We start from the raw sequence: 18,839 nt of genomic DNA, 5'->3' as shown, positions 1-18,839 counted from the left end.
CCCCGGAAGCCCCTCCGTACGACGTCTACCAGCTGGCCTTGCGGTACAGCTCCCACATCTGCATCACGGTCTGCGGGTCGAGTGCGCGCTCGCCGCCGCCGATGTCCTCGCCCGCGGCGACGTACAGCTTGCCCTGCCACAGCGGCAGCAGGCGGACGTCCTCGACGAGGATCTCCTGGGCCCGCTCGAACTGCTTGCTGACCGCGCCCCGGTCGCTCTCCTGCCGCGAGGCGGGGATCAGCTGCTGGGTGATCTCCTTGTTGATGTACGGGGTGCCGGTGACGCTCTCCTTGCCCACGAAGGGGGCGATGAAGTTGTCGGGGTCCGGGAAGTCCGGGAACCAGCCGCGGCCGAAGACCGGGTACTCGCCCTTGTTGAAGCCTTCCTGGAAGACCTTCCAGGGCTCGCCCTGCAGCGTGATCTCGAACAGCCCGGAGTCCTCCAGCTGCCGCTTGATCTCCTCGAACTCGGGCTCCGTGGAGGAGCCGTACCGGTCGGTGGTGTACCAGAACTTCATCTTCACGGGCTCGGTGATACCGGCCTTGGTGAGGATGTTCTTCGCCTTCTTGACGTCCGGGTCGCCGAAGGTGTCGAAGAAGCTCGTGGTGTGTCCGGCGATGCCCTTGGGGACCATGGAGTAGAGCGGCTCGGCGGTTCCCCGGTAGACCTTGGCGACCAGGGCGTCGCGGTCCACGACGTGGGCGATGGCCTTGCGGACGGCGGGGTTCGCGGCGGCCGGGTCCTTCGGGTTGAAGACCAGGAAGCGGATGTCCGCGCCGGTGCTCTCGACGATCTGGAGGCCGGCGTTGTCGTCCTTGTTGTCCTCCAGGCTGACGACCTCCTCGGCGGTCAGACCCCGGTAGGTGGCGTCGATCTCGTCCGCCTTGAGCGCGCTCACCATGTCGGCGGACTTCTCGAAGTAGCGGATGGTGACCGCGTCGTTCTTCCGGTTGGCGAAGCCCTTGTAGTCCGGGTTCTTCTTCAGCTCGGCGGTGACCCGGTCCTCGTAGGACTCCAGGAGGTAGGGGCCGGAACCGGTGACCTTGCCGTCGTCGCGGATCTTGTCCTTGCGGTAGTCGCCGGGGGCGACGAGCGACATGGCGGGCGTGGCCAGGATGAACGGGAACGTGGCGTCGGACTTGTTCAGGTGGAAGATGACCGTGTCGTCGCCCTTGGTCTCGATCCGGTCCAGGGAGTCGAGCATCCCCGCCGGGCCGCCCTTGAAGTGGATGTCCACGATGCGGTCGATCGAGTACTTCACGGCCTCGGCGTCGAGCTTCTCGCCGTTGGAGAACTTGAGGTTCTTCTTGAGCGTGCACCGGTACGCCATGCTCGTGGCGTCGGTGAACTTGCAGGACTCCGCCGCGTCCGGCTCCGGGATCGTGCTGCCGGAGGGGAAGCTCACCAGGGTCTGGTAGACGTTCCGCATCAGCTCCCAGGAACCGTCCCAGGCCGCCGCGGGATCGAGTGTGGACGGTGAGCTGGTCGTCCCGACGGTTATCTTCTGGTCCGTTTCCGATCCGCTGTCGGAAAGGAGACCGCAGCCGGCCAGCAGAGAAAGGGAAGCTAGGGCTGCAGCAGCCTGCAGACTGGCCCGGTAGAACACGTGCACGCTCCTCGATCAGCCATGGGTCGGCAGACCATACCGCAGCGCCCCACCGGGTCAATCCGCTGGCCCGGCGGGGCACTTGACTCAATCAGGGCCAAACCGGCCCAGGCCGCTCTCAGCCCACGCCGGCGTTGAGGAAAATTCCCCCGTCGACCACGAGGGTCTGACCGGTGATCCAGTCGGACTGGGCGGAGGTGAGGAAGGCCGCCGCGCCCCCGATGTCCTCGGGCACGCCGAGCCTGCCCAGCGGGTAGGCGGCGGCCGCCTCCGCTTCGCGCCCCTCGTAGAGGGCCTCGGCGAACCTGGTCTTGACCACGGCCGGGGCGATGGCGTTGACCCGGACGACCGGGGCGAACTCGTGGGCCAGCTGGAGGGTCAGGTTGACCATCGCCGCCTTGCTCATGCCGTACGCACCGATGAACGGTGAGGCGGAGACCCCGGCGACCGAGGCGATGTTCACGATCGCCCCGCCGTTCTCCTTCTGCCAGGCCTTCCAGGTCCGCTGGGCGAAGCCCAGCGCCGAGATCACATTGGTCTCGTAGACCTTGCGGGCGACGTTCAGGTCGAGCTCCGCCATGGGGCCGAAGACCGGATTCGTCCCGGCGTTGTTCACCAGGTAGTCGACCCGACCGAAGGCCTCCATCGTGCGCTCGACCGCGACGGCCTGGTGCGCCTCGTCGTGCGCCTTGCCCGCGATGCCGATCACCCGGTCGGAGCCGAGCCGCTCGACGGCCTCCTTCAGGGCCTCCTCGCCCCGCCCGGTGATGGCCACCCGGTCGCCGCGGGCGACGAGCGCCTCGGCGATCCCGTAGCCGATGCCCCGGCTCGCGCCCGTGATCAGGGCGACTTTTCCGCTGTCCTGCACCGTCATGATGTCCGCTGCCCTTCGGATCAGTTGAGGGGTCCGCCGGCCACGTACATGACCTGGCCGGAGACGAAGCCCGCGTCGTCGCCCGCGAAGAAGGCGATGGCGTTCGCGACGTCCTCGGGACGGCCGACGCGCTGGACCGGGATCTGGGTGGCGGCCGCCGCCTGGAACTCCTCGAAGCCCATGCCGACGCGGGCGGCCGTCTGCGCGGTCATCTCCGTGACGATGAAGCCGGGCGCGACGGCGTTGGCGGTGACGCCGAACTTGCCGAGCTCCTTGGCGAGCGTCTTGGTGAGGCCCTGGAGCCCCGCCTTGACCGCGGAGTAGTTGGCCTGGCCCCGGTTGCCGAGGGCCGAGGAGGAGGAGAGCGAGACGATCCGGCCGAACTTGGCCTCGACCATGTGGGCCTGGACGGCCTTCGCCATCAGGAACGCGCCCTTGAGGTGCACGTTCATCACGAGGTCCCAGTCGGACTCGCTCATCTTGAACAGCAGGTTGTCGCGGAGCACGCCCGCGTTGTTCACGAGGATCGTCGGCGCGCCCAGCTCGGCGGCGACCCGCGCGACGGCGGCTTCCACCTGGCCGGCGTCCGACACGTCGCAGCCGACGGCGAGCGCGGTGCCCCCGGCGGCGGTGATCTTCTCGACCGTGTCCTTGCAGGCCGCCTCGTCGAGATCGAGTACGGCGATGGAACGGCCCTCGGCCGCGAGACGTACGGCGGTGGCGGCGCCGATGCCCCGCGCCGCTCCCGTCACGATGGCGACGCGCTGCTCGGTGGTGGACATGCTTGGTTCTCCTCGCCCTTGGATCGGGGCCCAGCGGGGGTCGGGGCGTTTCCCTGTCAGAAAGACTCCCGACCGCTGAGCAACCGCTTAGTACCTTCAGCAGACGAGACGCTAGAAGCCCTGGCACCCGGTGTCAACGGCGCACGCCCCGGCGGGCCGCACGTCACACCGGGCGGGAGCGCCCGCCGCTGTGCCGTCATGGTCCCGCCGGGGCGTGGATCAGCGCACGAGGAGGTCGAGCAGCCGTTCCACCTCACCGGCCGGGTCGGCGGTCAGGCCGCTGTGCACGGCACCGGGCTGGACGACCGTGGAGCGCGGGGCGATCAGCCAGCGGAACCGCCGCCCGGCGTCGTCGCCCGCCGCCTGACCGGCCCCCTCACCGCCGCCGCAGACCCCCTCGACGGCGCGCAGGGCGGCCCGCACCCCGATGACATCGGCCCTCGGATCCAGAGCCTTCAGCTTCGCCTCGTCGAGGTGCGTACGGGCGGCGACGAACGAGTGTGCCCGGCAGTAGACGAGCACCCCGGCGTTGAAACACTCCCCCCGCTCGACGCGGGGCACGACGCGCAGGAGCGCGTACTCGAAGACGTCGCGGCGCGTCATCGGCCACCCTCCTCACCGGTACGGGCGGACGCCGCGGCGCGGTCGTCGGCGGCCCGCTCCGGCCGGGGCGGCAGCCGCTCGGTGAGCCAGCCCGGCGCCTGGGAGGGCCGGGTCGCGGCCGGTGCGTCCAGCGTGATCCGCCCGTGGATGTCGGCGGCCCGCGCGAGCAGAGGTGCGATGTAGGCCCGGCGCACCTCGTCGGCGGAGGCGAAGCCGGGCTCGTCGGCCAGCCAGACGTCCGGCACGTCGGCGGCCACCTCGGTGAGCAGTTCCTCGGTGACCAGCGGGGCGAGCTCGGCGGCCGCGGCCGCGATGTCCGGCCCGAAGGGCGCCAGGACATGGTCCGAGGCGTTGTACGGCTTGTCGGCGGAGGCCTGGGCGCCGGGCCAGTTGTGGTGCCAGATCATGGTCGCGCCGTGGTCGATGAGCCAGAGGTCGCCGTGCCAGACGAGCAGGTTCGGGTTGCGCCAGGAGCGGTCGACGTTGTTGATCAGCGCGTCGAACCAGACGATCCGCCCGGCCTCGGCCGCCCCGACCTCGTAGGCGAGCGGATCGAACCCGAACGAGCCCGGCAGGTAGTCCATCCCGAGGTTCAGTCCGCCGCTCGCGCGGAGCAGCTCCTGCACCTCCTCGTCGGGCTCGGCGAGTCCGATGACGGGGTCGAGCTCGATGGTCACCAGCTCCGGCACCCGCAGCCCCAGCCGACGGCCGAGTTCCCCGCAGATGATCTCCGCGACGAGCGTCTTGCGCCCCTGTCCCGCCCCGGTGAACTTCATGACGTACGTGCCCAGGTCTTCGGCCTCGACGATCCCGGGGAGCGAACCCCCCTCACGCAGGGGCGTGACGTAGCGGGTCGCGATGACTTCGGTCAGCATTTTCCCAGGCTATACGGCATCGCATCCTTCGCATCCACGGGACACTAGATGGCGCTCTCACCTGGGCTGACCCTCTCGAAACCGCTTGGGGAGAATCTGGGGATTTTCGGCTTAAGCCTCGGGACTGCCGCTCCCCGAGCAGCCCGTCGATTGCTTCGCGCCGTGATGCCGAGCCCCATGCGCGAAGCAGCGCACAGTGGCCGAGGAGACCTTCACAACCCTTACGAGTTGGTGCGTGCCAACGGGCGGGATGCGTTTGCCCTGTTGGACGTCTTCTACATGCTGTGCAAGAGCGTGAGCTGGTGGGATGTCCCCGCGGAGCGGGTCGGCTGCAGCGGAGTCGAGCCGAAGAGCATGGCCGACCCCAGTGTGGTGACTTCGAATCCTTTGGCCTCGGCGCCTTCCACCAAGTGCTTGGGCGAGAGTGGCTTCTCAACGGGTGAGAGGCCTTCCTGCGGCTCTCCCTCCGTCGCCTCCTGAGCCGTACCGCCTTTGGCGGCACGCCAGTTCATCGCCTTCTCGGTGGGCTCGAAGAGCTTGCAGCGGGCGTTGGGTTCCCGCACGATGAGTCGCCCGCCGGGGCGCAGCACGCGCGCCGCTTCTCGCAGTGCGCGCCGCCACTCGGGAAGATGGACGCCCGAGCAGATGACCCCGTCGATCACCCCGTCCTTGAGGGGCAGGCTCCAGATGTCGCCCCGCAGGGCAACGCCCCGCTCGGGCGGAAAGCTCTGACGTGCGTACCAACATCCCGACGGAACGGTCCACCGCGACGACACGGCGGGGGGACGACGCGAGGTGTTCGGCTACTCTGCCCGTACCGCTGCCGAGGTCCACGACGACACCTTCCGGTGTTCGCTCCTCGATCCAGTCGAGGAGCCACGCCTTCGAGATCTTCGTGCGGGGGATCTCGCAGCAGGACCGGTAGTGCGGAGCTTCCTTGTCGTGGAAGTTCTCGTCGATGACGGATTCCTCTTCATCGGGGAGGTCCAGCGCCTCGAAGAATGGCACGGTACCCGCGGTGGGACCCCGCCTCGTTGTGAACGCCACATGCTGTCACGGACTCCACGCTACGAGGGGAACCTCAGACCGTCGGCCCGCAGGCCCAGCCTTGGCTCCCGGTCCTCCTGCCTGGTCGTTGTGACGCGTGCGAACGGACCGGTCCCGTACGGCGACTTCCGCCAGCGGGCCGGCTGCCCGCAGGACCATGACCAGGGCCCGGTCCGGATCGGCGGCCGCTAATCAGAGGGTGCAAAGAATTCGGAGGGTTCAGCGGGTCTTCTCCACGACGAAATCGCACAGCGCCTCAAACACCGCGCGTGCCGGTGCGTCGGGCAGCGCCCGGATCTCCCGTCGGGCGACCTCAGCCCACTCCCGCACCTCGGCCCGGGCCATGTCGATGGCCGGATGCTTCTGGAGGAGCGCCAGGGCTTCCGCGTGCTGTGCCGGGTCCGTCAGCTGGCCGGCACGCAGCAGTTCCACGAGCCGTGCGTCCGAGGGGTGCGACGAGCGCAGCGCGTAGATCATCGGCAGGGTGGGAACGCCCTCCCGGAGGTCGGCTCCCGGAGCCTTGCCGGACTCCTCTGACTCGCTGGTCACGTCGAGCACGTCGTCCGACAACTGGAAGGCCATCCCCCAGGCCTCGCAGGCCCTGCCGATGCGCGCGGTGACCTCGGCGGAGGCGCCGGACAGCAGGCTGCCCAGCTCACCGGAGGCGGCAAACAGCGACGCGGTCTTGTTGCCCAGCACACCGAGGTGGTGGCCCAGGCCGTCGTCCTCGCTCTGCGGTGGTCCGGCCGTCTCGGCCGACTGGCCGTCGACGAGGCGCATGAACGCCTTCGCGTGGAGCTGGATCGCCTCGTCGCCCAGACCCGCTATCAGTAGAGACGCGCGGGAGAAGAGGAAGTCCCCGGTCAAGACGGCGATCGGCGTGCCCCACAGCAGGTGCGCGCTGGGCACGCCGCGTCGGATGGTCGCCTCGTCCATGACGTCGTCGTGGTAGAGGGTGCCGATATGCGTCAGCTCCACAGCGACCGCCGCCGACACCAGACGCTCGTCGCGCTCGTTGCCGAACTGGGCTCCCAGGAAGACCAGGAACGGTCGCAGGCGCTTCCCGCCGGCACTGATCAAGTGACGTGCCGCCGCGGCGAGAACGTCGTTGTCCGTTGCCACGGACTCGATCAGCCGTCTCTCCACTTCCGTCATCCCAGCAGCGAGTTCTCTGGACAGCGCCGCATCGACAACGTCCAAGGGTAGGACTGCGTTCACAGAGCACTCCTCATCTGGGCGGACCAGCACCCGGGCCAAAGATCTTTGACAGGGTTTCAGTGTACGCATGCAGAAGGAATGCGACTGATTGATGATGGTGTGTGAAGTGCCCTGATCAGGCAACTTGTTCGATGGGTGGCATCCAGAGGTCGCCGGTGAAGGCGCTGCGGATGGCCACGAAGGCGCTCAGCCCGTGTTTGCGGGCGGAGTCGAGGCAGGAGCGCACGGCACGCCATGCCGTGGCGCCGTCGGCGGCTTGGTGACATCCGGAGATCTTAAGTGGGTCTTGACCGGGCGGAGTGCTCGCTCGCTGCAGCAGTTGGTGCCTCGGCTCCGGTCACATCCCGGATCAGGATCGCTGTCCGCTCCGCGGGGATGCGCTGGAAGACCAGCAGATAGACAGCGAGCGCCCCGCAGGTTCGGGCCGTAGGAGGAGGGGAAAGGGGAGGGGGATCCGGCGATCTCATCGGACATCCGCGCGGCGGTCACCGTCCCGCACGCGCATCGGCACCGGTACTCGGTCACCTACACCGTGGTCAACGGGATATCACGGACCTGACGGCGGCGGCTGACGTCCCCGCTTGCGCCCGCTCTTGATCTGCGGCTACTTCTCCGGCCGACCGAAGGTATCCCAGGACGTCCGCATCGAGGAGTTCTGGGAGTTGCGCCCCAAGCGACGCTCCAACTCCGCCACCCGCTCCGTCAACCGTTCTTTGGACGCGGCCAGTTCCGCCGCCTGAGCCTCCACGACCGCCACCTGTCCCGATCACCACGAGGAGATCCTCAGGCGACGCAGACTCCAGCCCCGACAACATGACCACTGATACAGCTCTGCACCCACCCGCCACCTATCGCATCGTCAGGAGACGAGCACCCGACCGGGCCTTCTGAATGCTTACGTTTCAGTTGTCGCCCGCCGCTGATGGAACGGTCACTGCATCGCCGGTGCCGGAAGGCGCGGGCAGCCGCCGTCGCATGTGCCGGACTTCGGGCACGAAGAGGACAGCGCAGGTGAGGAGCACGATGAGGGCGCCGCTGAACGTCAGGATGACCGAGGCCCCGAAGGAGCCGGCAAGCCCGCCGGCCGCGGCGATTCCCACCGGGGCGAGCGCGTAATTTCCCAGCGCGTCATAAGAGGATATGCGGGAAAGCTCGTCGGGCGGTATTTCCTGTTGCAGCGTGATAACCCAGCTCACCTCGAATACTTCCAGGAATGCCCCAGCCAGGAACGACGCTGCGACGACGAGAGGGGTCGACAGAGGAACAGCGAGCGCGAAGAACAACAGGGAGAGAGCGGGAAGCGACAGGATTCCGGCGAGGAGTATTCGCTTGGGCCGGAACCTGAGCAAGACGAAGCCGCCCACGACCGCGCCGAAACCGTAGGCGGCCACGATGAATCCCCAACTGCTCGCGCCATCGAGATCGGAATGCGCGACCAATGGCCCCAGCACGCTGATCAGAGCCGAACTCACGGTGGTGATGACCGCGGCCTGCGCAACAATCATCCATAGCCAGCGACGCGAAGTGAAAGCGCGCCAGCCGGCGCGCAGGTCGGTCAGCATGCTGGAGACCTGCACCCGCGGCAGGCCGGGGAATTGCATCCGGAATCTCAGCGCTCCGGCGACGGCAAAGCTCGCGGCGTCGAAAACGAGCCCCCAGCCCGGCCCCCACAGCACGATGAGAACGCCGCCGAGCGCAGCTCCGCCAATGGACGCCGTGTTCCTGGACATGCGGTCCAGGGATACCGCCGACGGTCTTTGATCGGCCGGCACCGTTTGTGGGAGCAGCCCCTGGGACGCCGGATAGCTCATCGCCACGCCGATGCCGCTCACTGCGGCCAGCACCGCCAGCTGCCAGACTCGCGCGTGCCCGCCGAGGATCAGTGCAGCCGCCGCACCTGCGGCGATAGCCTGCAGGCCATTCGCTGCCACCAGGACCCTATGACGCGGCAACCGGTCCGCGAGCACCCCGCCGATCAACAGGAACGCGACGATGGGGATGAGCTTGGCGGTCGCCACGAACCCCACATCGGTCGCCGAGCCGCCCACCCCGAGAACCGCGAAGGGTATGGCGACGTTCGCAATCGACGAGCCAGCAACAGAAATGACGTTGCAGGTCACGAGCAAGCGGAAATTGCGACTCTTCAGAGGACCTCGTGAGGCGCGCATATCAGGGGACCCGCACTTGCTGTATCTCCTCGATGCAGAAAATGTCCGCTTCATGGGGCGAACTGCCCGGATAGCAAGAATTATTCAACCGTGAGTTTTGGATATCCCGCTTGAATATGATCACATTGAACCCCCGGCCTTGACCACTGTCAAGGTACTACCGATTGATGGGACAGCGAATACCCAAGGACGACACGGGGCACCACCGAAGCGTGGTCTGTTTTAGTCCAGTACGCGAGGTATCTAGCGCCTTGTTCACTAATGTTCGCCGGGTCGGGTGACAGGGGCGGTTGATGTTCGCGGTGGGGGTCTGCCAGCCTCACTCTTGATGGCAACGTGATCGCTGTTGAGGGTGAGGTCAATGGCGGAGTTGGTCGGGGCAAGGCGGTTAACCGATGAAGAGGGACAGAGGCTGCAGCGGATCGTCCGGCGGGGCAGGCATGAGTCCGTGCGGGTCAGACGGGCTCTGATCATCATGGCGTCGGCGTCGGGCACCCCGGTGACAGCGATCGCCCGGCTGGTCACCGCTCATGAGGACACCGTTCGGGACGTGATCAACGCGTTCAACGAGAGGGGCCTGGCCGCGCTGGACCCTCGGTGGGCGAGAGCCCGTCCCCGCCTGATCAGCGATGACGAACGCGAGTTCATCATCACGACGGCCAAGACACGCCCCGTCGGACTGGGGCAGCCGTTCACGCACTGGAGTCTCCGCAAGCTCTTCGGCCCTCTACGGAACTTCATCATGGGCGGTTCCAACCACCCCAACCACCCGGCACTGGCCCGGAAGCTGCAGGACTACCTGCGGTGGCGCAACGCCAATGCCCGCCACCCGGACGTCCTGGCCGCCCAACGCCGCGAACGCGCCAAAGTCCGAAGCGAACGCCAACAACGCTGGGGACGGCCACGGCCTCAAGCCGCCTGATCAACCCCGGCAAACGTTCGTGGACAATGCACTAGCCCTACTGAGCAGGCGAATCTCCTGCTCGCGGTAGCAGGAACCTGCTAATGATCTGGAGACCTGTGGCGCTCCGCCACGGCCCGTCATACCATGACCGATGCATACTCCATGCGCTTGGGACCCTGCCTGCCCGGTCCCGTTGAGCGCCCAGCCAACGCGTCAAGTAGCGGGCCGGGTTGTTCCACGGTGACCTCCGACTTCTTTCATCGCAGGGTGACTTACGCTCCCTGCGAGCACATCTCCGCCCGCCTTAAATTCTGTTGACACCACTCATCTCACCGTTAAGATCCACTGGCTGAGATGCAGTAGGCACAGACAACTCCGAGAGGGCCGCACGTTGAACTCGGGAATCCGCAGGGAGGCGTTGTCCTACGGACAGCGGAGATTATGGCTTGCTGAGCAAGCGGCACCCGGAAGCTTGGCGTACACCACGCCCCTGATCCTGCGGCTCCGCGGTCCGGTGCGCCCCGACGTGGTGCAGGCGTCTCTGAGCGCCATCGTTGCGCGGCACGAGGTGCTGCGGACGGTGTTCGCGGCGGAGCGCGGGGTTCCAGTCCAGGTGATCGGCCCGGCGTACGAGGTCGCCCTGCCCGTGGTGGACTGCCGCGACGGCAGCCCGGACGACGTGGACGCTGCAATCCGGGAAGAGCTCACCACGCCCTTCCGCCTGGCCAGGGGCCCGTTGTTCCGCGCGCGGCTGATCGTGACCAGCGTTCAGGAGAGCGTCCTGGTGCTCAACATGCACCACATCGTGACCGACGGCTGGTCAGCCATCGTCCTGCAGGACGAACTGGCGGCGCTCTACCCGGCGCTGTGCGCGGGCGAGCCCTCGCCGCTTCCCAAGCTGCCCCTCCAGTACGCGGACCACGCGGTGCAGCAGGAGGTGCTGCTGACCGCGGATCGCAGGCAGGCGCTGGAGACGTACTGGCGCGACAAGCTCGACGGAGCCCCCGCCTACATGCAACTGCCCTACGACAGGCAGCCACTGGCCGATCCGCAGTGGGAAGGCGACACCCACAGCTTCACCCTCGACCCCCAACTCACCACCGACCTGCGCACCCTGGCACGCGACGAAGGCCTCACCCCCTTCATGGTCCTCCTCGCCGCCTACAACATCCTCCTGCACCAACTCACCGGCCACACCGACATCGTCATCGCCACCCCCGTCGCAGGCCGCAACCACCCCCACCTCGACCACCTCATCGGGTTCTTCGTCAACAACCTCGTGCTGCGCACCGACCTCGGCGCAAACCCCACCTTCCGCGACGTCACCCACCGCACACGCGAAACCGTCCTCGACGCACAAGACCACCAAGACCTCCCCTTCGACCTCCTCATCGCCGCCACCCGCCCCCCACGCCGCCCCAACCAAACCCCGTACTTGCAGACGTCGCTGGTCTACCAGCCGGAGTCCGTCTCCGAGTACGCCATCGGTGACCTCATGGCGGCCCCGACGCAGGCGCCACTGCCCGGCTCGTCGCTGGACCTGACCTTCCAGGTTTTCGAGGGCACCAGTATGCAAATCCAAGTCAACTACCGCAGCGACCTGTTCGACGCGAACACGATCGCGTCGCTGAGCGAGCGGTTCGTCGACGTACTGCGGCACGGCACGTCCCGGGGCGGCACTCCGATCACCGCCGGTCACAACAGCCTGCCCGAGCTCAAGGAGGGCGAGTCGCTCGCCGGCCCCGAGCGAGGGGACCTGCTGGACCTCAATCTGATCGACGAGATCGCTGGCGTCGTCAGCCGGCATGCAGATGCGCCGGCACTCCTGTGCATGGGCGAGCTCCTGACGTACGCCGAGCTGGACACGTCGAGCCAGGCGGTGTCCGCAGCGCTGACCGCCGCTGGAGTCGGCACGGGCGATGTCGTGGGGCTGTCGCTGGAGCCCGGAATCGCCCTGGTCGTAGCGATCGTCGCCACCGTCCGGATCGGTGCGGTCTACCTGTGCCTGGACACGGCCGCGCCCGCCGAGCGCAATGCTTGGCTGTCGCGTGACGCCCGCTGCTCCGTCCTGGTCTCCCACAAGGACGACACGGCTCCGAACGACTGGTCGTCCCTGGACTATGAGCGGCTGACGCCCGTGGAGGAGTCGTCGCAGTGGGCCGCCGCGGGCGCCCCCGCGGCCAAACGGCCCGCGTACGTCGTCTACACCTCGGGGTCAACGGGGCATCCGAAGGGCGTCGTCATCACGCACGACGGACTGTGCAACTGGGCGCTCGGGATGGGCGCGGCCATGGACATCGGCACCGCGACCAACATCGCCCAGCTCGCCACCACCTCCTTCGACGTGATGTCCGCCGAGGTGTGGATGGCGCTGCTGAACGGCGCGCAGCTGAGCGTCGTCCCCCGGCAGGAGCGGCGCGGTGCGCGGGTCATCAGTGCAGCGCTGCGGCGCGATGCGGTCACGCTGTACATGGGAACGCCCGGGCCCCTCGCGGTGATCGAGCCCGAGGACGTCCCGCTGATCACCCAGCTGGTCCTGGGCGGCGACGCCCTCCAGGACGCGCTGGTCAAGAAGTGGCTGCCGCACGCCGACGTGGGCCAGGTGTACGGGGCGAGCGAGGGGTCCATCTCCTCGACGATCGGCGTCCTCGGCGCCGACTCGCCCTCGAACCTCGCGGGGCGTCCGCTGCCGAACACGGACATCTACCTGCTGTCGGAGTCGATGCAGCCGGTGCCGCAGGGGGAGGTCGGCGAGATCTACATCGGCGGTGTCGGCGTCGGCCAGGAGTACCTGGGCCGGCCCGCCCTGACGGCGGAGAGCTTCGTGCCGAATCCGTTCACGGACCGGCGCGGTCATCAGTTGTACCGCACGCGCGACCTGGGTCGCATCACGCCGGACGGCGAGTTGGAATTCGTCGGGCGCTGCGACGACATGGTGAAGATCCACGGCGTCCGCGTGGAGCCGGCCGAGGTCGAGACGGCCATTAGCTCGGTCGAAGGGGTCGCCGAATGCTCCGTCGTCGCCGACAAGGACAAGCACGGCTCCTCGCTCCTGCGTGCCTACGTGAGGGCGACGACAGCTGCTCCGGCTGACGAGGCGCTGCTGCGCTCGCAGCTCAAGAAAGTCCTGCCGGAGAGCATGATCCCGCGCACCATCACGTACGTCGATGCCTTCCCACTGACCACCAACGGAAAGGTCGACCGGCGCAAGCTCCTGGAGATCGATCCGCCGCAGGTGGAGCGCGGCAACCGGGAGGCGATGTCCGAGGCCATGAGCATCGTCGCCGACACCTGGGAGGACGTCCTGGGGATCAGCCCGATCTCAGTGTCGGACAACTACTTCGAGCTCGGCGGCGACTCCCTCGGCGCGACGCGCATCATCGCGCGCCTGGAGCAGAACTTCGCGGTGCAGATCGACTTCTCCGAGTTCCTGCGCCACGCGACCGTCCATGACCTCGTCCGTCACATCGAAGGCCTGCGGGGAGTGAGCCCGCGGCCCGTGCCCTTGCCGCGACCTGCGGGCTCGGACCGGGTACCGCTGTCGTACGGCCAGCGCAGGCTGTGGCTCGCCGACCAGGTGACGCCCGGAAGCCTGGCGTACACCACGCCCCTGATCCTGCGGCTCCGCGGTCCGGTGCGCCCCGACGTGGTGCAGGCGTCTCTGAGCGCCATCGTTGCGCGGCACGAGGTGCTGCGGACGGTGTTCGCGGCGGAGCGCGGGGTCCCAGTCCAGGTGATCGGCCCGGCGTACGAGGTCGCCCTGCCCGTGGTGGACTGCCGCGACGGCAGCCCGGACGACGTGGACGCTGCAATCCGGGAAGAGCTCACCACGCCCTTCCGCCTGGCCAGGGGCCCGTTGTTCCGCGCGCGGCTGATCGTGACCAGCGTTCAGGAGAGCGTCCTGGTGCTCAACATGCACCACATCGTGACCGACGGCTGGTCGACCGCCGTGTTCCTGGACGAGCTGGCCGCGTTCTACCCGGCGCTGTGCGCGGGCGAACCCGAGGCCGCGCCCTTGCCGGACCTGCCCGTGCAGTACGCGGACTACGCGCTGTCGCAGGAGGTGCTGCTGACCGCGGATCGCAGGCAGGCGCTGGAGACGTACTGGCGCGACAAGCTCGACGGAGCCCCCGCCTACATGCAACTGCCCTACGACAGGCAGCCACTGGCCGATCCGCGGTGGGAAGGCGACACCCACAGCTTCACCCTCGACCCCCAACTCACCACCGACCTGCGCACCCTGGCACGCGACGAAGGCCTCACCCCCTTCATGGTCCTCCTCGCCGCCTACAACATCCTCCTGCACCAACTCACCGGCCACACCGACATCGTCATCGCCACCCCCGTCGCAGGCCGCAACCACCCCCACCTCGACCACCTCATCGGGTTCTTCGTCAACAACCTCGTGCTGCGCACCGACCTCGGCGCAAACCCCACCTTCCGCGACGTCACCCACCGCACACGCGAAACCGTCCTCGACGCACAAGACCACCAAGACCTCCCCTTCGACCTCCTCGTCGCCGCCACCCGCCCCCCACGCCGCCCCAACCAAACCCCGTACATGGAGGTCTGGTTCGCGCTCAACCAGGAAGAGAGCACGGACCGCGTGGCGGGCGACACCTTGATTGCGATCGACGAGTACGCGGAGGACCGCGACAGCGTGCGACACGACTTCTCGTTGGAGGTGACCGCGGTCGGGGACGGCCTTGAGGTGTCGATCCTGTGTCGTGACGGGCTGTACTCGAAGGCGGAGATCGCCGACATGTTGGCCCTGTGGAACAACATCCTTGCCAGCGGGTTGGCCGCTCCAGACCGGCCGATACGTGAAGCAGTCACCGACTAAGGAGTTCACATTGGCACTCATAGCGGGGTTTTCGGAAGGCTTTCACGACGCTGCACTATGTCTTCTGGACGACACGAACATCATTCACGCCTCACACAGCGAGCGCTACTCCCGGGAGAAGGGAGACCGCTGGCTGCATCCCACACAGCTTGAGATGATGCGCAAGGCCGATACGGTCGCGTATTACGAGCGCCCCTGGCTCAAGGCCACGCGGCGGCTCTACGCGGGGCAGAAGCTGGCGCGTCGGCGCACCCGTGCAGACGTTTCCTTCTCTCACCATGAGTCCCATGCCGCAGCCGGCTACTACACGGCGCCCTTTGACGACTGCAACATCCTCGTCGTCGATGCGATCGGCGAATGGGACACCATTTCCATATGGGACAACATGAAGAAGGTGCGCAGCTGGCGCTATCCCTACTCGCTGGGTCTGCTCTATTCCGCGATCACCAAGCGCATCGGGCTCAAGCCGAATTCCGACGAGTACATCACGATGGGCATGGCCGCCTATGGGGAGCCCCGCTACGACCTGAGCCCACTGCTGGAAAGGAATCTGCACCTGGGCTGCGACGACATCTACCCCGACGCGCGCAACGAGGACCTGGCCGCATCCGTCCAGCTGCTCTTCGAGGAGAAGCTGCTGGAGCTCGTCAAGCTCTGCCCGAAGGACAACCTCGTCCTCATGGGCGGATGCGCGCTCAACTGCGTCGCCAACTCGCGCATCGAGGGCAAGAACCTGTGGATCATGCCCAACCCCGGTGACGCGGGCAGCGCGCTCGGTGCCGCGGCCCTGGTTCGACGCGCCAAGCTGACGTGGGTCGATCCGTATCTCGGGACGGAGCTCCCGCGGTCCAACCCGTCTGCGATCGTGGAGGAGCTCCTGGCCGAGAAGGTCTGCGGCGTGGCATCGGAGCGGGCGGAGTTCGGGCCGCGCGCGCTGGGGAACCGCAGCCTCCTGGCGGACTGCCGGTACGACCTCAAGGACACGGTGAACCGCATCAAGCGGCGGCAGCTCTTCCGCCCGTTCGCGCCCGCGATTCTGGAAGAGTTCGCAGGCGAGTACTTCGAAGGCCCCATGAACGAGTACATGCAGTTCACCAGCCGGGCCCTGCACGACTATGCAAGCGTCACGCACGTGGACGGCACAGCACGCGTCCAGGTAGTCAGGAAAGACAGCTCGTCGGTACTTCGCCAGGTACTGGAGGAGTGGTACGAGAAGACTGGCGTTCCGATGCTGCTCAACACGTCATTGAACATCAAGGACGAGCCGATGGTCGACAATGCCCACGACGCTCAGATGTTCACGAAGAAATATGGGATCAATGTCTTCTAGATTCGGCGTTATAGGCAAATTGACGAGCCCGTTTCGCTCACTGGGCCGGTACCTCGCCTGGCGGCGGCGAGCAAAGCGGCTCTCCAAGAAGGACTCGTACATCTACGACTGACGCTCCCGTCGTCGTCCACGGGTCCACCAGCGAACATCCCGCACACACCACTAGGACGGATGAACATCCTGATGTCTGAAATCTTCCGCCCCGACGAGTACACACCGCAGGTCTCCACGAGCAGCAAGGTCTCGTCCCACACGGAGTGGGATCCGCTCGAAGAAGTCATCGTGGGCATCATGGACGATGCTCATTTCCCGCCGTGGCACTCGTCGCTGGCACCGGTGCTCCCCACCAATCAGCACGGCACGTTCCAGAAGTACGCGGGACAGGCGTTCCCGGCCGACCAGGTGAAGGCCGCCAGCGAGGAGCTGGAGGAGTTCGTCCGCATATTGGAGGGCGAGGGCGTCACCGTGCGCCGCCCAGAGCCGATCCCGCAGTCCCAGCCCTACTCGACCGGCGCGTGGACGAGCACCGGGTTGTACGCCGCGATGCCGCGCGACGCCCTGCTGGTCGTGGGCGACCAGATCATCGAGTGCCCGATGGCCTGGCGGTCGCGCTACTACGAGACCCTGGCGTACCGGCCACTGCTCAAGGAGTACTTCCACAGCGGAGCGCGGTGGACCGCCGGCCCCAAGCCGGAGCTCACGGACGCCCAGTACGATCTCGACTGGACCGAGCCGGCAGAAGGCGAGCCGACGCGTCTGGTGGTGACCGAGTTCGAGCCCACCTTCGACGCCGCCGACTTCCTCCGCTTCGGGCGCGACATCGTCGCGCAGAAGAGCAACGTCACCAATGAGTTCGGCATCGAGTGGGTCCGCCGCTGCCTGGGTGACGAGTACCGCGTCAGGGTGGTGGAGTTCGACGACCCGCACCCCATGCACATCGACGCAACCATCGCGCCGTTGGCGCCCGGCAAGCTGCTCATCAACCCCGAGCGCGTGCTCGACGTTCCCTCCATGTTCAAGGGCTGGGACGTGATGGCCGCTCCGGCTCCGGTGATCCCCGACTCGCACCCGCTCTACATGACGAGCAAGTGGATCAACATGAACATCCTCATGCTGGACGAAAAGCGGGTGATCGTCGAAGCCCAGGACGAACCGATGATCCAGATGTTCAAGAACTGGGGATTCACTCCGATTCCGTGCAACTTCCGGAACTTCAACAGCTTCGGCGGCTCTTTCCACTGCGCCACCCTGGACGTTCGCCGGACGGGCACGCTTGAGTCCTACCTTGACTGAGCAGCACATCCCCGACACTGCACGCGCGAAAGGGAACGACCGCACGGAGCGAGGTGGGGAGGATGGGTGAGATTCTCAAGAATCTTACGCCGGATCGCCCCGTGACCCTGTGCAATCTCATCTGTCTTCCCTATGCGGGTGGCGGGGCCAGGGTCTTCCGGGACTGGCCCCGCCACCTGTCGCGGCTGGTCAATGTCTACGCGGTCCAGCTTCCGGGCCGGGAGGACCGCGTCGCGGAGCCGGCCGAGGCGGACGCCGAGCGGGTGGTGAGCGCACTCGTCGAGGCGATCGCACCACTGGCCGACGAGAAGACCGTCCTGTTCGGGCACAGCCTCGGGGCGACACTGGCGGCCCGCGTGGGGCAGGAACTGTTCGGCGACCGGAGCGAATCCGATGCCGTGCTCTTCGTCTCCGGACGGCGATCCCCGTGGAGCGGCCCGCTGAGGTCGAGCGCTCGTGGCCTATCGGACGCAGAACTCCTCAGCCGGCTCGCATCCGTGAGCGGCCTCCATGCGCAGTTGGCGGCCGATCCGGCATTCGCACAGATGATGCTGCCTGCGCTGAAGGCGGATCTGCACCTGTCGGACGCGGCACAGGGAATCCGTGAGCGAGGAGTGCCGATCCCGGTGATCGGCCTCTACGGGAGCCAGGACGAGGGAACTCCGCTGAGTTACGTCCGGCAATGGTCCCGCTTCACGACGGGGAGATTCCGGAGCGTCGAGATCGACGGCGATCATTTCTTTCTAGAACCGAATGTCAAACGCGTGACGGCAATCGTCGATGCGGCGGCGCGCAGCCTGATGGGGCTGTGACTTACTCATTGCCATGTCACATAACGGGAAAGTGGGCTGACGTGACCTTGGAATCGGGCAATCCGTTCTACAACATACCTGGCGCTGTCCGACTGAGGGGCGAGCTGGACGTCGAAGCGCTGGGAGCGACGTTGAACTCCGCGGGAGGCCACCCGGGTGGCCAACGGCCGCCGGTTGTCCTGCCGGTCGTGGACGTGTCGGCGGAGCCGGACCCCGAGGCCGCCGCGCTTCGGCGGGTCACGCAGGAAGCGTTGGCGCCGTTCGACCTCGCACTCGACTCTTCAGGGTCTTCGGGCTCCGCAGCCGAGCCCTTGCTCCGTGCCGGCCTGGTGCGACTGGCCCCTGACGACCACATGCTGTGGGTGACGGCTCAGGGGCCCGAAACCGATCTGTCGTCTCAGGTGGAGTTCTGGCGTGCGGAGCTGGCGGACGCTCCCGCCATCCTCCAGCTGCCCCTGGACCGACCCCGCCCGGTCATCAGCTC

At 67.1% G+C, this 18,839-nt stretch carries 15 protein-coding genes and 1 pseudogene; 6 read left to right on the top strand and 10 right to left on the bottom strand.

Annotated elements, in window-relative coordinates; all coding sequences use genetic code 11:
* Positions 1-25: 25 nt before the first annotated feature.
* From ACIQRW_RS29850 to ACIQRW_RS29805, 10 genes and pseudogenes are all read right to left on the bottom strand, one after another.
* Entirely contained in the window at positions 26-1,606 is a 1,581-nt protein-coding gene (locus ACIQRW_RS29850; protein ID WP_403765946.1) for an ABC transporter substrate-binding protein, read from the bottom strand.
* Between the two features lie 118 nt (positions 1,607-1,724).
* Positions 1,725-2,480: an SDR family oxidoreductase gene (locus ACIQRW_RS29845; RefSeq protein WP_403765943.1), complete on the bottom strand. Its 756-nt coding sequence runs from the start codon at positions 2,478-2,480 to the stop codon at positions 1,725-1,727.
* Between the two features lie 20 nt (positions 2,481-2,500).
* Positions 2,501-3,262: a 3-oxoacyl-ACP reductase FabG gene (fabG, locus tag ACIQRW_RS29840; protein WP_403765940.1), complete on the bottom strand. Its 762-nt coding sequence runs from the start codon at positions 3,260-3,262 to the stop codon at positions 2,501-2,503.
* Positions 3,263-3,481: 219 nt separating this feature from the next.
* A complete protein-coding gene (locus ACIQRW_RS29835; protein WP_403765937.1) occupies positions 3,482-3,865 on the bottom strand; it encodes a DUF3037 domain-containing protein in 384 nt (127 codons plus the stop codon).
* Complete coding sequence (locus ACIQRW_RS29830) at positions 3,862-4,740, bottom strand: HipA family kinase (protein ID WP_403765934.1); 879 nt, start codon at positions 4,738-4,740, stop codon at positions 3,862-3,864. The genes ACIQRW_RS29835 and ACIQRW_RS29830 overlap by 4 nt, the downstream gene beginning before the upstream one ends.
* 275 nt (positions 4,741-5,015) lie before the next feature.
* On the bottom strand, positions 5,016-5,516 hold the full coding sequence (locus ACIQRW_RS29825) for a class I SAM-dependent methyltransferase (protein WP_403765931.1): 501 nt from the start codon (positions 5,514-5,516) through the stop codon (positions 5,016-5,018).
* Positions 5,464-5,574, bottom strand: a pseudogene (locus tag ACIQRW_RS29820) (methyltransferase domain-containing protein); the annotation flags it as partial. The pseudogene ACIQRW_RS29820 and the gene ACIQRW_RS29825, both read right to left, overlap by 53 nt.
* Positions 5,575-6,006: 432 nt before the next feature.
* Entirely contained in the window at positions 6,007-6,942 is a 936-nt protein-coding gene (locus tag ACIQRW_RS29815) for a polyprenyl synthetase family protein (protein WP_403765928.1), read from the bottom strand.
* A 667-nt stretch (positions 6,943-7,609) separates the two neighbouring features.
* Positions 7,610-7,699: a hypothetical protein gene (locus tag ACIQRW_RS29810; RefSeq protein WP_403766305.1), complete on the bottom strand. Its 90-nt coding sequence runs from the start codon at positions 7,697-7,699 to the stop codon at positions 7,610-7,612.
* Positions 7,700-7,907: 208 nt separating this feature from the next.
* Positions 7,908-9,173 (bottom strand): MFS transporter, encoded by a 1,266-nt coding sequence (locus ACIQRW_RS29805; protein ID WP_403765925.1) that lies wholly within the window; start codon positions 9,171-9,173, stop codon positions 7,908-7,910.
* A gap of 361 nt (positions 9,174-9,534) precedes the next feature.
* Between ACIQRW_RS29805 and ACIQRW_RS29800 the strand changes: the two genes are divergently transcribed.
* From ACIQRW_RS29800 to ACIQRW_RS29775, 6 genes are all read left to right on the top strand, one after another.
* Positions 9,535-10,095 carry a helix-turn-helix domain-containing protein gene (locus ACIQRW_RS29800; protein WP_403765922.1) on the top strand — a complete coding sequence of 187 codons (561 nt, stop codon included), beginning with the start codon at positions 9,535-9,537 and terminating at the stop codon, positions 10,093-10,095.
* A gap of 373 nt (positions 10,096-10,468) precedes the next feature.
* A complete protein-coding gene (locus tag ACIQRW_RS29795) occupies positions 10,469-14,920 on the top strand; it encodes an amino acid adenylation domain-containing protein (protein ID WP_403765919.1) in 4,452 nt (1,483 codons plus the stop codon).
* 10 nt (positions 14,921-14,930) lie between these two features.
* A complete protein-coding gene (locus ACIQRW_RS29790) occupies positions 14,931-16,250 on the top strand; it encodes a carbamoyltransferase C-terminal domain-containing protein (RefSeq protein WP_403765916.1) in 1,320 nt (439 codons plus the stop codon).
* A 183-nt stretch (positions 16,251-16,433) separates the two neighbouring features.
* Positions 16,434-17,543: an amidinotransferase gene (locus ACIQRW_RS29785; RefSeq protein WP_403765913.1), complete on the top strand. Its 1,110-nt coding sequence runs from the start codon at positions 16,434-16,436 to the stop codon at positions 17,541-17,543.
* A 62-nt stretch (positions 17,544-17,605) separates the two neighbouring features.
* Positions 17,606-18,355, top strand: a complete 750-nt coding sequence (locus ACIQRW_RS29780; RefSeq protein WP_403765910.1) for a thioesterase II family protein — start codon at positions 17,606-17,608, stop codon at positions 18,353-18,355.
* 41 nt (positions 18,356-18,396) lie between these two features.
* On the top strand, positions 18,397-18,839 hold a 443-nt coding region (locus ACIQRW_RS29775), incomplete at its 3' end, for a hypothetical protein (protein WP_403765907.1).

The sequence above is a fragment of the Streptomyces sp. NPDC091287 genome (genome assembly GCF_044768525.1).
Classification (GTDB): Bacteria; Actinomycetota; Actinomycetes; order Streptomycetales; family Streptomycetaceae; genus Streptomyces.
The sequence above is the reverse complement of the archived record's forward strand: the minus strand, read 5'-3'. Positions and strand labels throughout refer to the sequence as shown.

What these genes read in the sequence shown, in the direction of transcription:
- ACIQRW_RS29845 (WP_403765943.1), bottom strand. Translation starts at nt 2,480, where the DNA reads ATGACGGTGCAGGACAGCGGAAAAGTCGCCCTGATCACGGGCGCGAGC.
- fabG (WP_403765940.1), bottom strand. Translation starts at nt 3,262, where the DNA reads ATGTCCACCACCGAGCAGCGCGTCGCCATCGTGACGGGAGCGGCGCGG.
- ACIQRW_RS29835 (WP_403765937.1), bottom strand. Translation starts at nt 3,865, where the DNA reads ATGACGCGCCGCGACGTCTTCGAGTACGCGCTCCTGCGCGTCGTGCCC.
- ACIQRW_RS29830 (WP_403765934.1), bottom strand. Translation starts at nt 4,740, where the DNA reads ATGCTGACCGAAGTCATCGCGACCCGCTACGTCACGCCCCTGCGTGAG.
- ACIQRW_RS29815 (WP_403765928.1), bottom strand. Translation starts at nt 6,942, where the DNA reads ATGACGGAAGTGGAGAGACGGCTGATCGAGTCCGTGGCAACGGACAAC.
- ACIQRW_RS29805 (WP_403765925.1), bottom strand. Translation starts at nt 9,173, where the DNA reads ATGCGCGCCTCACGAGGTCCTCTGAAGAGTCGCAATTTCCGCTTGCTC.
- ACIQRW_RS29800 (WP_403765922.1), top strand. Translation starts at nt 9,535, where the DNA reads ATGGCGGAGTTGGTCGGGGCAAGGCGGTTAACCGATGAAGAGGGACAG.
- ACIQRW_RS29785 (WP_403765913.1), top strand. Translation starts at nt 16,434, where the DNA reads ATGTCTGAAATCTTCCGCCCCGACGAGTACACACCGCAGGTCTCCACG.
- ACIQRW_RS29780 (WP_403765910.1), top strand. Translation starts at nt 17,606, where the DNA reads ATGGGTGAGATTCTCAAGAATCTTACGCCGGATCGCCCCGTGACCCTG.